Source organism: Spartinivicinus marinus (assembly GCF_026309355.1).
Taxonomy (GTDB): domain Bacteria; phylum Pseudomonadota; class Gammaproteobacteria; order Pseudomonadales; family Zooshikellaceae; genus Spartinivicinus; species Spartinivicinus marinus.
In genome coordinates this window covers 6,239,624-6,254,465 of record NZ_JAPJZK010000001.1, presented here as the reverse complement: position 1 = coordinate 6,254,465, position 14,842 = coordinate 6,239,624, and the positions used below count along the sequence as shown (strand labels likewise).

General features: G+C 39.6%; 10 protein-coding genes. 4 read left to right on the top strand and 6 right to left on the bottom strand.

Going from position 1 to position 14,842, the window contains the following annotated elements:
• Nucleotides 1-254 precede the first annotated feature (254 nt).
• Together speA and OQE68_RS27475 are read right to left on the bottom strand one after the other, a co-directional pair.
• Nucleotides 255-2,222, bottom strand: a complete 1,968-nt coding sequence (gene speA, locus OQE68_RS27480; protein WP_180566844.1) for a biosynthetic arginine decarboxylase — start codon at nucleotides 2,220-2,222, stop codon at nucleotides 255-257.
• Nucleotides 2,223-2,417: 195 nt separating this feature from the next.
• On the bottom strand, nucleotides 2,418-3,389 hold the full coding sequence (locus tag OQE68_RS27475) for a hypothetical protein (protein WP_180566845.1): 972 nt from the start codon (nucleotides 3,387-3,389) through the stop codon (nucleotides 2,418-2,420).
• A gap of 337 nt (nucleotides 3,390-3,726) precedes the next feature.
• Here OQE68_RS27475 and OQE68_RS27470 point away from each other — a divergent pair, with 337 nt between their 5' ends.
• Complete coding sequence (locus OQE68_RS27470) at nucleotides 3,727-4,194, top strand: Lrp/AsnC family transcriptional regulator (protein ID WP_180566846.1); 468 nt, start codon at nucleotides 3,727-3,729, stop codon at nucleotides 4,192-4,194.
• Between the two features lie 254 nt (nucleotides 4,195-4,448).
• Here the strand turns inward: OQE68_RS27470 and OQE68_RS27465 are convergent, their stop codons facing one another.
• A complete protein-coding gene (locus OQE68_RS27465; protein WP_180566847.1) occupies nucleotides 4,449-5,189 on the bottom strand; it encodes a helix-turn-helix domain-containing protein in 741 nt (246 codons plus the stop codon).
• A gap of 122 nt (nucleotides 5,190-5,311) precedes the next feature.
• Between OQE68_RS27465 and OQE68_RS27460 the strand changes: the two genes are divergently transcribed.
• The gene (locus OQE68_RS27460) at nucleotides 5,312-6,823 is read left to right on the top strand and encodes an FAD-binding oxidoreductase (RefSeq protein ID WP_180566848.1); all 1,512 of its coding nucleotides are present in this window, start codon (nucleotides 5,312-5,314) and stop codon (nucleotides 6,821-6,823) included.
• A gap of 150 nt (nucleotides 6,824-6,973) precedes the next feature.
• Here OQE68_RS27460 and OQE68_RS27455 read toward each other — a convergent pair whose 3' ends face one another.
• Nucleotides 6,974-10,354 (bottom strand): hypothetical protein, encoded by a 3,381-nt coding sequence (locus tag OQE68_RS27455; protein ID WP_180566849.1) that lies wholly within the window; start codon nucleotides 10,352-10,354, stop codon nucleotides 6,974-6,976.
• 639 nt (nucleotides 10,355-10,993) lie between these two features.
• Here OQE68_RS27455 and OQE68_RS27450 point away from each other — a divergent pair.
• Nucleotides 10,994-11,854, top strand: coding sequence for a type 2 periplasmic-binding domain-containing protein (locus OQE68_RS27450; RefSeq protein WP_180566850.1), 861 nt, complete (start codon nucleotides 10,994-10,996; stop codon nucleotides 11,852-11,854).
• 197 nt (nucleotides 11,855-12,051) lie between these two features.
• Here OQE68_RS27450 and OQE68_RS27445 read toward each other — a convergent pair whose 3' ends face one another.
• Nucleotides 12,052-12,531 carry a GlcG/HbpS family heme-binding protein gene (locus tag OQE68_RS27445; RefSeq protein ID WP_180566851.1) on the bottom strand — a complete coding sequence of 160 codons (480 nt, stop codon included), beginning with the start codon at nucleotides 12,529-12,531 and terminating at the stop codon, nucleotides 12,052-12,054.
• Between the two features lie 255 nt (nucleotides 12,532-12,786).
• Nucleotides 12,787-13,089 (bottom strand): Dabb family protein, encoded by a 303-nt coding sequence (locus tag OQE68_RS27440; RefSeq protein WP_180566852.1) that lies wholly within the window; start codon nucleotides 13,087-13,089, stop codon nucleotides 12,787-12,789.
• 688 nt (nucleotides 13,090-13,777) lie between these two features.
• On the opposite strand from OQE68_RS27440, the gene OQE68_RS27435 reads away from it, so the two are divergent.
• Nucleotides 13,778-14,833 carry a Gfo/Idh/MocA family protein gene (locus OQE68_RS27435; RefSeq protein WP_255490749.1) on the top strand — a complete coding sequence of 352 codons (1,056 nt, stop codon included), beginning with the start codon at nucleotides 13,778-13,780 and terminating at the stop codon, nucleotides 14,831-14,833.
• The last annotated feature ends 9 nt before the right edge of the window (nucleotides 14,834-14,842 follow it).

Sequence of the window (14,842 nt, the reverse complement as noted above, 5' to 3'; positions counted from 1 at the left end):
TGAGTAATACTCAACTTGTCGGGGTTATTCTTTATTTAGTAACTCTTTTTAAGGCTTATCACATTTAAAGAGCTATCACACGGAGCAGGATAATATGGAGTAACAGGGTATTCTGTAGCTGAGACAGGGATGTCTCTTTAGCTTGCGAGAGGCCATGGAGGGTCCCTCGCAAGCGGCGGAAGAATATCCTGTTATTCCATATCAGGCACTAAATTTGTTTTCCTTTCTTTTCATGATATTTTTCAAGAAAGTAATTAACGCTCAAAGTAGGTATAGCCCTGTAGGCTTTCCCTAAAGGCTTTTAAAATCTGTTGACGCATGGTCACTGTGATTTTGCCTGCTCGTACTGCGGATTCTGCATTACGCCGCAGTTGCTCTTGCATGCCTTTAGGATCATATTCCACATAGCTAAGCACATCAGCAATACTGTCGCCGTGAAATTCACGAACAAAACTATAACTGCCGTCCAGGTTAACCCGGACACTCACCACATTCGTATCGCCAAATAAATTATGTAAATCGCCCAGGGTTTCCTGGTAAGCACCCACTAAAAATACCCCTAAATAATATTCTTCATTCGCGCGTAAGGGGTGTAGTGGCAGTGTTGAGCGAACGCCATCAGGTGTTGTGAATTGATCTATTTTACCATCACAATCACAAGTAATATCCGCTAAGATAGCTTCACGAGTCGGTTCTTCATCCAGGCGATGGATTGGCATAATCGGAAATGTCTGGTCAATGGCCCAAATATCTGGTAACGATTGGAATAAACTGAAGTTGCCATAATAAATATCGGATAATAATGTGGGTAGGTTTTCCAGCTCGGCGGGGAACCTTTCAACCTGTGGTAACAGCAGTGCAATTGCTTCAAAAATAGCTAAGGCGATATTCTCTGCTAAGGCACGCTCACGCAAGTTAATCTGGCCACGGCGAAACAGCTCGCGTACCTCATCCCGATAATACAAGCAGTCGTTATAACTCTCTTGTAGTTTTTTGACTTGCACGTTGTCTTTGACATACCAAAGATTTTGTAACTGCTCATGGCTGTTTTCGGGTAACGACTCAGGCAAATTGGTTGGCTTATGATCCCGGACATCCAGAATGTTAAACAACAACATCGATGAGTAAGCGACCGTAGCGCGACCGGACTCGGTAATGATAACAGGGTGTTCAATATTTAAAGGGTCAAGGTTTTCGCGGATGGTCTCAACGATATCCACACAATATTCATCAAGTTGATAGTTCATACTATGGGTGCTGTTAGAACAGGAGCCTTCATAGTCAACTGCTAAACCACCTCCCATATCCAGGTAGCCCATTGGGGCACCTTCTGCAACCAAGCTACTATAGTAACGACAGGCTTCCAGTACGCCACTACGAATATTACGAATATTTGGGATTTGCGAGCCTAAATGGCAATGTAACAGTTGGAGACAATGCAGCATGTTGGCCGTTTTTAGCTGCTCAACAATATCTAGCAGCGCTGCAGTGGATAAGCCAAAGATAGAACGATCGCCGCTGTCATGTTCCCAATGTCCTTCAACAGTAACGGACAGCCTGATTCGTACCCCAATTAAGGGCTCAATGCCCAGCGCTTGGCTTTGCTTAATGATGATGGGCAGCTCTGCTGGTGTTTCTACCACAAAGAAAGTACGAATCCCCATTTGCTTGGCATAAAGACCCAATTCAATAAACTCAGCATCTTTATAACCATTACAAACAATAAAACTGTCGTGGTCTTTTAATTGGGAGAGGGCAATAATTAATTCTGCTTTACTTCCAGCCTCAAGGCCATGGTGAAAGCTACCACCAAAGGTAGCGATTTCTTCAATAACATGGCACTGCTGATTGACCTTAATTGGGAAAACACCGCGATAATGGTTGCGATATCCACATTCTTTAATCGCGCGGGCAAAGGCTTCATTTAGCTGTTTGATCCGGTGATCCAGCAGGTTCTCGATACGCAGTACTGCAGGCATTTCTAGGCCACGCTCTTGCATGCCCTTAACAATATCAATAATGGGGACCGATACCTGCTTGCCACTGCCATTGAAGTCGACAGTCACCACTGCATCGCCTTCATCAGATACATTAAAATAGCCAGCCCCCCAGTGACTGGTACCATACAACTGGGCACTGTCTTGAACAGTCCACTCCGATGCATTGTGGGTAGGCGCGTTGGTGTTGGCTTTCCCAGTTGAGTCGTTAATATACGGCGTCATTAATCGAACCCCAGGAGCTGTTGAAATTTTCAGCAGAGGTGTGGCATCGCCTGAAATAATGTTGTTCAGGAAATATCAACAGCCTCAAGTCTGATGGCTAAATAAATTGCGCATTTTCTACATCTTACCCCCTGAGGGGAAGTATTATTTTTATTTTTTCTCAATGAAGAGTAGTTGAATAGACATATTGTTTAACTAAGGAGGAGTAGAACTAAATAAATAACGCTGAAAAATCGATTGGCTACAGCGTTTAAGCCAAAAGGTAATCAGCATGGTCACTATTAGAGCAAAGGCCAGTCGTATCCACAGTACACCTGAAATATGAGCACCCAGCAGCATGATTAACAATGTGTCTTCTATTACGCTGTGGAACAAACCGAGAAACCCTACTGCGGCAAAAACATCTTGCTTAGTTAGCTCACCCGTTTTAGCTTCTTTGATTAATAAGCCACCACCATAACTGAGTCCAAGGGTAATCCCCACAATAATAATGGAGGTGGCTTTGGCACTAATACCCAAGCAACGCAAGACAGGGCTTAACAGCCAAATTAGCAAACGTTCAATATGCAGCAGTTTGAGCACTTTCAATAAGGTCAACAGAACACTAATAATGACAACAACCATCCCCAGGCTTTGAATAAAACTAAGTAGCCAGGCGGAGAAACTGGTATCCGTTTGGGTGGGTTGCCAAATCAGCTGGTTAGGCTGCTGTAGCCAGTCACCATAGTGGAATGTTTGCTGTAACAGCCAGCCAAATAATAATGCGCCGCCAATCCGTAGTAATAAAGTAAAGGCAATTCGTACACCCGCCAGTTGAGACACTCTGGCTTCAATGGGAAGGGAGTGGGCAATCAGCAACATCCCCCCCAATACAGTCACATCGGCTACAGTGAACGCTTGATGTTGAGCCTCTAAGAAAAACACCAGCATGCCAGTATAGAGGTTAGTGAGTAAAGTAGTTGCCCACACCAATCCCATTGACTCAGGTAACCCCACCCAGTTCATCAAAGGTGCGAGTAGATAACTAAGGTATTCAGTACCGCCCAGCTCATCTAATAGCTTTACCAACAGCGTAATGGGAATCATGACTTTAAATAGTGTGCTGGTGACTTCGTAGATTTCTGCTGCCAGCGCCTTAATACACTGAAAGACCGGGGGGTTAACCATTTCTACTCCTAACTTCTGATACGGTTACCAACGATGAAGGTAAATGATATCGAATTGCTACGAAATAAAAGTAGAAATATAAGTGGAAAAATAGAATATAATTTTTTACTTTAGTTATAAGATTTAATTATATAATGATTATATTATAAGTAACAAAATAAAATTTCTTTGGGTATATAGTCAAAGCGAATGGTTTTTAGGGGCGGCCGTCGAGCGATGAAGCCCTATGAGTTTATGTTTTTATAAATGAGTAGGGAGAAGAGCGACGACACCAACCCCTAAAAGTCATTCGCGAAGAGTATTGTTGACTGCTTGCTTATCAATGTATGGCCATGAAATGAATGAATTGGTGTTAGATCAAATTGATCGTCGAATATTGAATTTACTGCAACAAGATAGCAGTATCAGTAATGTGGTCCTGGCGGATCAGGTGGGGCTGTCTCCACCAGCTTGTTTGCGTCGAGTGAATCGATTGCGAGAGACTGGCGTGATTTATGCTGAGGTTGCGTTGTTAGACCCAAAAAAGGTTGGTTATCAGTTGAACATCATTGTGGAAGTTGAGTTAGAACGAGACCGGCCTGACTTGTACAATCAATTCAGGCGCAAAGTGTTGGATGCTAGTGAAGTTACCCAATGCTATCAAGTGACGGGCGAAGTGGATTTTATCTTGATTGTGGTTGTACCTGATATGCAAGCCTATGAAGCTTTTATCCAGCGAGTGTTGTATACAGAAGCCAATATGCGAAAATTTCGTTCACTGATTTCATTACATCGGGATAAGTTTGAAACGGCAGTTGTTGTTTAAAATAATGGATATCACATTTTTTAATGTTTAACGAAATACAAAATTTTTATGTATACCCAATGCGTAGGATTTTTAGGTGAGGAACGATGATAACAAAACCTAAAAATGATTCGCGACGGGTATATTGTTCATGATCATTAGTGAGACTAAGCAATGGAAGCTTTGAAGAGGTTACAGCCAATGCATGTAGCTACTCTGTGATAAATGTGACAAACAGTATGACTAATATCGTTTGGCAATATTGAAAAGTGCTATTATTTTTCACGTTTAAACTGATTTACCATAGAAAACACCCAGGGCCGTGAGGCAGTCAATAATCCTATACTGGTTTTTTCTTCTTCGGGTAAATGCAGATCAACTTCCACCAGATCATTGAATTCTTTTGTCAGCTTTTCCAGTTTACGAAACAGTAGGTTACGCGAGGCTGTCGATAGTTCTCCAAAATGAAACTGGAAGTGCTCTTCTGTCGTTGTAAAAGACGCTTTAAGAAACTCTTCTTTAACTTGTACTTCATGTTGTTTGCGAATGGGGCCATTGGGGAGCCAGTCTATTTGTCGGTGAGTGAGCCGGCGAACTCGATTATTGGGTAACAATTCAATAAGCTTTAATTTATCAAGTGTCGTAAGTAATTTGATATTTTCAATCGGAGCAATATTATAGTGTTTTTCAATCTTTTTGGGTGGCCAGTCATTAATTAATAAATAAAAATAAACCAACAGTAAAGAGTTTTCAGCCAAGGCTTGTTCCTGCTCATAGGTTAATTGGGTTGAGCGTTCTGACTCGGCCATGGGGGTTTGTTTGGCCAGATCAAAAAAGGAAATATCCAGCCACTGACAAATAGCCTCTAAACGTTTTAATGAGAAACTTTGCTCTGAGAACAATCGTTTAACACTCGCTTCGCTAATATCTAATGCTTGTGCCACATCACTGTAGTGAAAACCACGGGCTTTGAGTTGTCGTTTGAGGGCCGTAATCAGTGCTTCGGTTTGCTGCATAATCGGTAGTCTCAGTATCTGTGTTGCATGGTATTGAAAAACAATACTCTATTGATAAGTATCGAATATCTTGGTGGAGATTGCTAGTGTAAAGTTGTGTTTAATTACTGAGCAGTTGAAAAATGAAGAAGTTGACGCCTAAGCTAAATTTTTTAGCGAATAAACAGAATCCGCTTAAATGGATCAATGATGTGCATTCTAAACTCAATCAAACCTGTGTCGCTCACGTTATTCAAGTAAAAACCATACACGATGTTGTTGAAGCTGTTCAGCAAGCCAAACAACAGAAACAACCCATTTGTATTGCTGGGGGGCGTCATGCGATGGGGGGGCAGCAATTTAAAACCGGTGGTTTGTTACTGGATATGAATCAATTTAATAAAGTGGTTAATTTTGATTTTGCAGCAGGTGCTATTACGGTAGAAGCTGGCATACAGTGGCCTGAGTTAATGAGGCAATACCATGTGCTACAGCATAAAACGGGCGTTGTATGGGGGATTAACCAAAAGCAAACGGGAGCGGACCGGCTAAGTATGGGTGGTGCTATAGCTGCCAATATTCACGGGCGGGGTCTGCAAATGAAACCCTTCATTCAAGATATTGTATCTTTTAAATTAGTCAATGCAGAAGGTGATATCGTTGTTTGTAGTCGTGAAGCAAACAATGAGCTGTTTAATTTGGTTGTAGGCGGCTATGGTTTATTCGGGGTTGTGGTAGAAGTCACCATCCAATTGGCAAAAAGGCAAAAGGTACAAAGAATTGTAGAAACAACGACAATTGATCAGCTGATTCCCCAGCTACATGAAAAAATTAAGCAGGGCTATCTTTATGGTGACTTTCAGTTCTCAATAGATCCAGAATCGAATGGTTTTTTGCAAGAAGGTATATTTTCTTGCTATAAACCAGTACCTATAGATACCCCTATACCTAAACATCAAGCCAGGCTGAGTAAAGTTCAGTGGCAGCAATTATTACAACTGGCCCATACGAATAAAAGCAAAGCTTTTGAGCAGTTTCGAGACTTTTATTTAAAGTCATCAGGGCAGCTGTATTGGTCAGATACTCACCAGCTAAGTATTTATTTGGATGACTACCATGAAAAACTTGACCAGCAGTTGAACGCTAAGTGTCGTGGCTCAGAGATGATAACTGAACTCTATGTACCTCAAGCAAAGCTAGCTGATTTTATGGCGGATGCTAGGCAATTTTTACGCAAGGTTGAGGCAGATATTATTTATGGAACTGTCAGGCTTATTCAGCAAGATAATGAATCATTCTTAAATTGGGCTAAAGAAGATTTTGCCTGTATCATTTTTAATGTGCATACCGATCATACAACACTCGGTAAAGCCAAAAGCAGAACCGTATTATGTGGACTAATTGATATTGCTATAAAACATCAAGGCAGTTATTTTCCTACTTATCATCGCTTTGCTAGCCGAGCGCAGGTGCTGGCCTGTTTTCCTCAGTTTCCCAATTTTTTACGGGAAAAACTCAAGTATGACCCAGATGAGCGTTTTCAAAGCAATTGGTATCAGCATTATCGACGATTATTTATACCTAGAAATAAACTGTTATTAGCGGCGTCTGTTAAAAAATATGAAAACAATGAAAAGCAAGGTCTGTGTTGTTAAAAGGTAGGTAAGTTGTGTGTTAATTAATCAAGTAACAGTATAACAATAAGGTAAGCAGAATATAAGCTATAAAAACTATGTATGGTTAAGAATAACCTGCATATTAAGTAGATTATTCTTATTTCTTATACAAGTAAGCTTCGAAGTTTTTTACTCAGATCTAAGTTGTTTAGAGATGGCTAACGAATCCTCAAATTTCAGGTTTAATATCTGATCTGCTTCGGGGGAGGCAGCGCCATAGCCATTACTGAACTGTGTAGCAAAGTGTATCTGTAGGGCCCACCATGAAACGCGGTTTTCTTCAAAGTCAATAGCATAATATTGAAGGTAGTTGATAGCTTCCTCTACTGTATTAACCTCGCTAAAAGGTTTACGCTGATACTCCTCTTCTTCTTGAGGGTTAATAGTTAATGCGGCTGCCTCTACAGTATGCCATGTGTAGATATCGACTCCACCGGCATGTTGTTGAATATTTCCTGGTACTTTAACTTCTGTTGAGCCAGAGAAGTGAGTATCTATTGCTGTAAGTTGGGCATTAGGTTGAGAAGCGAACCCTTTACTTAATACAAAGCTGACATATTTTTTTAACTCAATCAAAGTACCTTTAAAGGCTTTAACATTAGCATAATCTTTTGGAGTCACGATGTCTTTGATTAAATCTTTTGAAATCCATACATCCCCCAAAAGGTCAGAAACTTCTTGGGTTATTTTGATCTCAGCAAAATGAGTTTTATTGGCTAAAAAACCTCGTCTAGGGGCTGTTTCATCTATAGTCAAAAGAAAGAAGTTGAACTGCGTGTTACCCATAAGCGCAACATCTTTCGCATTTGTATTAGTGTTTCCTCTTTCTATAAAATCATCTCGAGAAAAAATCTCACCTTGGGCTTTATTTCTAAGCTTTAGCTCAAAGCTTGTTGCTAACTCAGAAAAGGGCTCCTGACCCTCTGGTACTGTAGTGTAATGACGAAGAGAAATGGTATTTATAGCTTCATTATATTTATTTCTTGCTAATCCTTTTAATTTTGCTATTTTTTCGTCTAATTTGAGGCTCTCTGATGTTTCAAAATTAAGTTGGTTAACGTTGTTTCTATCTGTTGTGACTTTGTTTAGCATTTCATAAGGACGTTCTCTATCGTACTTGTCAAAACCTTCTTTAAATTCATTGTATAAATCTGCTGCTTTTTCAGGATATAAACCATCACGGCTACCACCAGCACCAACAGGGTATTCGGGTTCAATACTAGTAATACTGCCTGTTTCAGGGTCAATTCTGACTTCATAGGTAACACCACCTTCTTCCCCTGCATAAGTACTTTTAGCATCATATATTATATATGTGATTTCTCCACTATCTACATATGTATTTTCATTGGCGGCGAAGCTGTTACCATCTTGTACGATGATATGGGTTGGATCATAATCGTCGCCATTATATTGGTAAATACCATCAGGTAGCTCACCAATTGAACGAATTTCATCTTCTGCAAGTTCTTGTTCTAGTAGCGGGTTATTTTCAATTAAATCAAAATTAGGCTCAAACTTTACTGACTCAGGAATTTTGGTGAGTGGGGTAAATTCGGTGTTAGGAGAATTTGCTACTGTAACAATTGTTTCAGCAACCTCATCTGCTAAACCAGCTAATGCTCTGTCTTGAACCCTAGTAGGCTTTTGATTTGTTGTAGAAGAAATGGTTTGTTCAGGCAAAAGAGGTTCTTGGTCTTCTCTAGGTGGTCTAATTGAACGTGGTTTTGTACCTGGACTAGGTTGAAGTACTGTGCCAACAGGTTTTGGATTTCGAACAGTGGTTAGGATGTTGTTACCAATCTTGCTTGGTTTAAGTGAACTGATAGACGGTATCGATGGTTTTTTTACTGGGCTCCTTAGAAACAGTGCTTGAAAAATCATACCCAGCCAGTCAACTCTGTCTCCTGGAATCGAAAATAGCGCATCGGTATCACTAGGGCCACCTAAATTGATTAAATACCTTGGTCGACTTTCTTGTTGAATAGGGTAAATTTGATCTGATGGAAGAGGATCTATTGAAAGGCCTACATTAGCAAATGTATGATTATGGGCTTCCAGGTAAAGCTTAGTGTTGTCTTTTACAAGTTGCTCGATATTGCTGTTGGCTTGTTGTTGCAAAGAAATAGCATGGTAAGCTTCGTGAGTAAGTACTTGTAATAATGAACGAGAATCTGTTTTAAATAATCTTTTGTTAATAGTTACTGTATTATTAGTGCGATCATATACCGCTTTTGTTAGTTGATTGGGATTGTCTACAATCTGTCCAACAGTGAATTTTATATTTTTAATTCTATTGATGACTTCATTCGCTTTTTCTGAAGAATTAGTAACTTCACTCTCATCGAAGTTGCTAATTACATAATCTGTTGCTTGGCTAATGTAGTTGTTAATAGACTCTATTGAGCGAGTGGCTTGATTAACAAAATTACCATTTACGGTAATTGTATTGGTTTGAGCATCATAAATGGCAAGGGCACTTTCGTAGGAAGGTAAACTAATTGTACCTACATGAAACTTTACATTGAAGAGTTGGGTGAAAAGTTGTGGCTTGTTTGGGGTGTTTTTTTCTTTGATAAAAGCTTGATTTAATGTTTGTGCGACAATTTTTGCTTCATTGTAAAACCCTTTGTCACTAGATATTGTAATACCATTATTTCTAAGATCAATACTTAATAGTGCGGCTTGATGGTAACTGAGTAATACCTCATTAATAGTTGACAGTGGCGAGGTTCCGCTATTATATGCTGGGCTATTATTTTCTTTAGCATATATTAAAGCGGCCTGTATAACTAATGGGTTATTCGCGTTGATATTTACTCCTTCAAAGCTGTGCCCGTATCCGATAGCAAATAGCTCATGTGCTGATAGCTGTGTGGGATCAATTTGTTTAGATATTATATAGTTAGAGAATGCTTTTACTGTAGCATCTATCACAGGGGATTTTGGAAATATAATACTATCTTGGCACCTAAATGCGGAAGTAATCGCGTGATTATTCAAAATTGTTTGTATTGCATTATTTGGGTCAACTTCTTGTGAAGGTTGTATTTTAATGCGATTGAGCCACTGCTTCCAGTATGATAAAGCTAAATATTCAAATGTTTGAATGTCTGAAATTTTTTGTATTTTTGAGTTTGGAATCGTTTTACCTGACAGTATAATTTTTCTATTGATTACTCCGTCTATCGAGTTATTTTTTAGATGGTTTTGTATTCTTTCTAAGTTTATTAAAGATGGTTGAATGAATCGTCCGTCACTCAATAACGTACCTAAGATTGGATTGACAGCTAAAGGGTAAGACGAGGTTACTCCACTAAATGATGTACCACTTTTACCTGTTACAAGAAATTCTTCTAATAGAGCTTTGTTGTCAGTACTTAAGCTTACTGAGAGACTGGTTTCTTTGCCATAATATGTGTCTTGATTTGAGCAGCTAGTGTTAGCGTAGGCTAGTGTTGTATTTGCAGAGATCGCAAGTATAAGGGGAATGATTTTAAATCTATTCATGGTTTAAGTTCAGTATACTCAATTCAGTTTAAGTTAAATAAAATAATTATGGTTTTTGTTAAAGGTTAAAAACCATAATTCATATGCTTGTTTTAATAAAGTCTTCTTATTTAGTTTTTTTGATTTGGCTGTTTTTAATAGTTGTTTGCATAAATTTATTAAGGGCAAACCACTAATGTTATTGCGGTTGTTGCTTGTTTGTATAAGGACTGTATATTTCTGGTTTAATAAAATTCAGTTTATGTATATACCAAAGTGAATGGTTTTTAGGGGTGGCCGTCGAGTGATGAAGCACCATGAGTTTATGTTTTTATAAATGATTGGGAAGCACTACGACTCAATCCACGCTGATGACCTACTTATGAGAGCATAGATTCTATAAGGAGCTGCCTGACGGGCTCTTGCCCTTTATTAATTTAGAACTAATTAAATAGAATAAAGCATTAATTAATAACTTTTTATAGGTATATTTTTTTAAGTAATAAATTATTAACCGGGTTGGAAGTGATTGTTGAGTAAGTGAAAGACGGTTTTTATTTGATTGACTAGTTAATTAAACTCTCTGTTTTTAGAATTTCAGGCGGACTTTGGTTTCTGTGCTTTAATGGAATTAATGTAAATCTGCAATGGTAAATGGTTATGCAGCTGAGAATTAGCAACTTAAAATATTATTTATTAATGTGCTGGCTTATCTTTCCATCTGCCTTTGCTGGATTGAAAGTGGTATACCCCAATATTGATGGCATTGGTGCTGAGTCGATAGGATACAGTGTACTCAAACTGGCGCTTGAAAAGTCTGGTCAAGCGCATGAACTCAGTGTATATGGTCCAACGGTCAATCAACAGCGAGCAAGAGATTTAGTTGAACAAGGGCAGTTATCTTTATTCGATACTGGCTTTCAAGAAGGGCTTGATCAACGGTTTGATCCTATATATCTACCCATTGACCGAGGTATTCTTGGTTGGCGTCTTTTTATTATTCACAAGGATAATCAAGAAAAATTTGCCAATATTAAGTCGCTTAAAGATTTGCAACAATATATTGCTGGTCAGGGTAAAGGTTGGGGCGATATTGTTGTTATTGAAAATGCAGGGATCAAGGTTAAAACGGCTGGTAAAATACCTAGCTTGATAAAAATGGTAGGTGGAAAGCGTTTTGATTTTTTTCCTTTAGGGGCTAATGAAGTGTATAGTTTCTTAGATAAATTCGGAGGAAATGATCCTAATTTGGTTATAGATACCAATGTGGTGTTGGTTTACCCTTATGGACGTTTTTTCTATGTAAAGAAAGATGATAAATCACTTGCTGAAGCTATTCGTTCTGGAATGGAAAAAGCATTAGCTGATGGTAGTTTACAAAAAATGCTTGAAAGCCATAAGTATTTTAAAGATGCATTTTCAACTGCCAAGTTAAAAGAAAGGGTGCGAATTGATATTGATACACCTAATTTGAGTGATGGTTTTAAAAGTATTGATGAAAAATGGTGGTTTAATCCTTAACGCTGACTAATTGATTAGAAGTACCCTACATATACCCAGTGCGTAGGATTTTTAGGTGAGGAATGAAGATAACAAAACCTAAAAATGATTAGCGAAGGGTATACATTATTGATGAGTTATTGGAGAAAGATATTGCCACATCACTTATTAGTGAAGTGGCAATTGCGATAGTTTTTCTAAAAAACATCAAACGTAGACTACTTATTCAGTACTTTGCTAATGGCTGCTTCAGCACATGCCGTATCTAAATCCCCGCCGGGTGCACCGCTAACCCCAATCCCGGCTATAACCTCACCTTTATATTTAATAGGCAAGCCACCGGGTAAAATTAAAATATTATCGTGAAGGGCATGTAAGCCTTGTAGCTCGGGATTTTTCTGAATTAGTTTAAAGAAAAATTCAGTGCTTTCTTCCATGGAAGCCGCACTAAAGGCTTTACGCTTTGCACCTTCAGCCGCATGAGGGCCAGATTTGTTATGTCGACCAAAGGCTTTTAAATTGCCACTATGGTCAACGATTGCCACGCTAACGTGATAATTGTCTTTTGCACAAGCCGCTAAGCCTTCTTTAACTAATTCCAAGGCGGTGTTGACACTCAGTGCATGGCTGGCCACTGTTTCTGCTGTAGCAGTAATACTCGCGGTAGAGAGTAGTGCTGCCGTTAAAAATTTTTTCATAGGAACTTCCAATAGCTATTAATAAGAAAGATTGTTAATAAGAGGGTTTAAAAATATGTTTCGATTTTAATGGTAAATTATTTTTTATGGGTTGGTAATTTGTAAAAATTTATTGGTTTGATAAAAATTAATTATTTTGAATTATTGGAATAAATAGTACGACATTAATGGTGAATTTGATAAATAAAAAAAAGCAAGCTTTTATTTAAAAGCCTGCAGAGGAGAGAAAATAAAACTATTCGAGAAGGGTATATTTTAAAAATCTAATGCTAAAGCGCTGTCACTACCCTCAACTAATAATGCATGAATAATCGGTTGTACTTTTTTATGAGCCGGGTGGGGGAGGTAGTTATCTCGTGCGTCAGCATTTTCAAATTGCATAACAAACGCATGGGTATAACCATGACTGATACCTTCGGGGCTATTATTGTTACCCCCTTTACACGACAGTAAACCTGGAATAACCCCTACTAACGCGTTGAGTTGATCGAACATCTCATCTATTTGGGATTGGTTAACGTCAGCTTTGCATTTTAGTAGGACTAAATGGTGAATCATGTTTCCCCTCCAGTTCAGAGGGTGTCGCAAAACTACTGCGCTTGCAAATACAGCGTTAAAAATCAGCTCAAAGTACTCATTTATTAAGTATAAACTCCGCCTTTTCGCCGATTTTTGCCTTGTCTTTGCTTCGCTCATAACCTTTTGCGACACCCTCTTCATCAACTGATTTTCGTGATGATGAAATTTGATGCTAAATACGGACTTTAAATACAGTCTTAGTGGGTAAGCAGTATAAATTGGAACGATCTAATTGCAAGTGGTTTTTGCCCTTTGGTCAATACAAGTGTGATCCTGGCTGCATTTTTTTATTCGGGCTGCGGTTTTATCTCTAAACTAAAGTCCTGTAAATACAGAGATTTAGGCCCATCATGGTAAAGTCATGGACAGGTTCTTGAGTAAAAGTACTTGACGTTGAAATTTCTTGAGATAGATAATTGGATCGTTCCAATTAATAGCTAACAATTATCAGTTAACATGATTCGCCCATCGTTAATCAGAGTCCAGTGGTAAATGAGGATGTCGCAAAAGTAGGCAGAAAGTCAGTTTAGTGTCTGATATGGAATAACAAGGTAATGAGAGTGTTTAAATCGGGACGATACAAACAAGTTTTACTCGACGCTTGATAGAAAAAACTTGGTAGAAAACAGCTACAACCAGTAGACATGATTAAAAAGAGGATTTCCCCATGAGTGTTAAGGCAAGCACTGACAATTCATCAATGAATAAAACAGTCGGCTGGGGATTTATTGGCACCAGTAATATTGCCAAGCAATGGATGGCGGCTGCGGTTAGGCATCAGCCAGGCCATGAGGTGATGGCAGTTATGAGTAATAGCCTTAGTCGAGCAGAAATGTATGCTCAGGATTTGAAAATTGCTAATGCTTACGATTCATTCGCTGCCTTGCTGGCTGACCCTGCGGTGGATGTGGTGTATATCTCCAACACCAATGAGCAGCATAAGCCAGCGGTGTTGGCAGCAGCCAAGGCTGGCAAGCATGTATTTTGTGAAAAGCCCTTAGCTCTCAATCTAGCCGATGCGGCAGAGATGGTATCGGCCTGTAAGCAGGCTGGTGTGGTCATGGCAACCAACCACCATTTGCGTAATGCTGCCACCCACCAAGCGATTCGCGCTGAGATTGCAGCGGGTACCGTTGGCCAAGTGATCGGCGTGCGGATATTTCATGCCATACACCTTCCTCAGCCGTTACAAACCTGGCGGGTGAATGATCCAAAAGCCGGTGGTGGGGTGGTGCTGGATGTCGCTGTACATGATGCGGATGTGATTCGCTATTTATTAGCGGAAGACCCGGTGGATGTGATGGCCTATGCCCAAACAGGGGGAATGGCATCAGCCGTTGAAGATGGCGCCATGACCATGTTGCAGATGCCCAGTGGTGCCCTGGTTCAAACTCATGAGTCTTTTATGGTGCCTTATGCCGGCACGGGTTTAGAGGTGCATGGTACGAAAGGCAGCATAGTAGCCCGTGATATTTTGACTCAACGATCGGCTGGCACCGTGGAAGTGATTACTGAAACGGGGCGGCGCCAGCTCGATATTCAACATCATAATTTATACCACTATTCCTTGGCTCAATTTGCACAGGCGATCGCTGGTAATGGTCAACCTGCAGTGACTGGTGAAGATGGCCTTAAGTCGTTAGCCATAGCCTTAGCCATGCTGAAGTCCGCAGAGCAGGGACAGCGAGTCAGAATTGACTACCCAACGGTATATGCCCAATAACGATAAAAA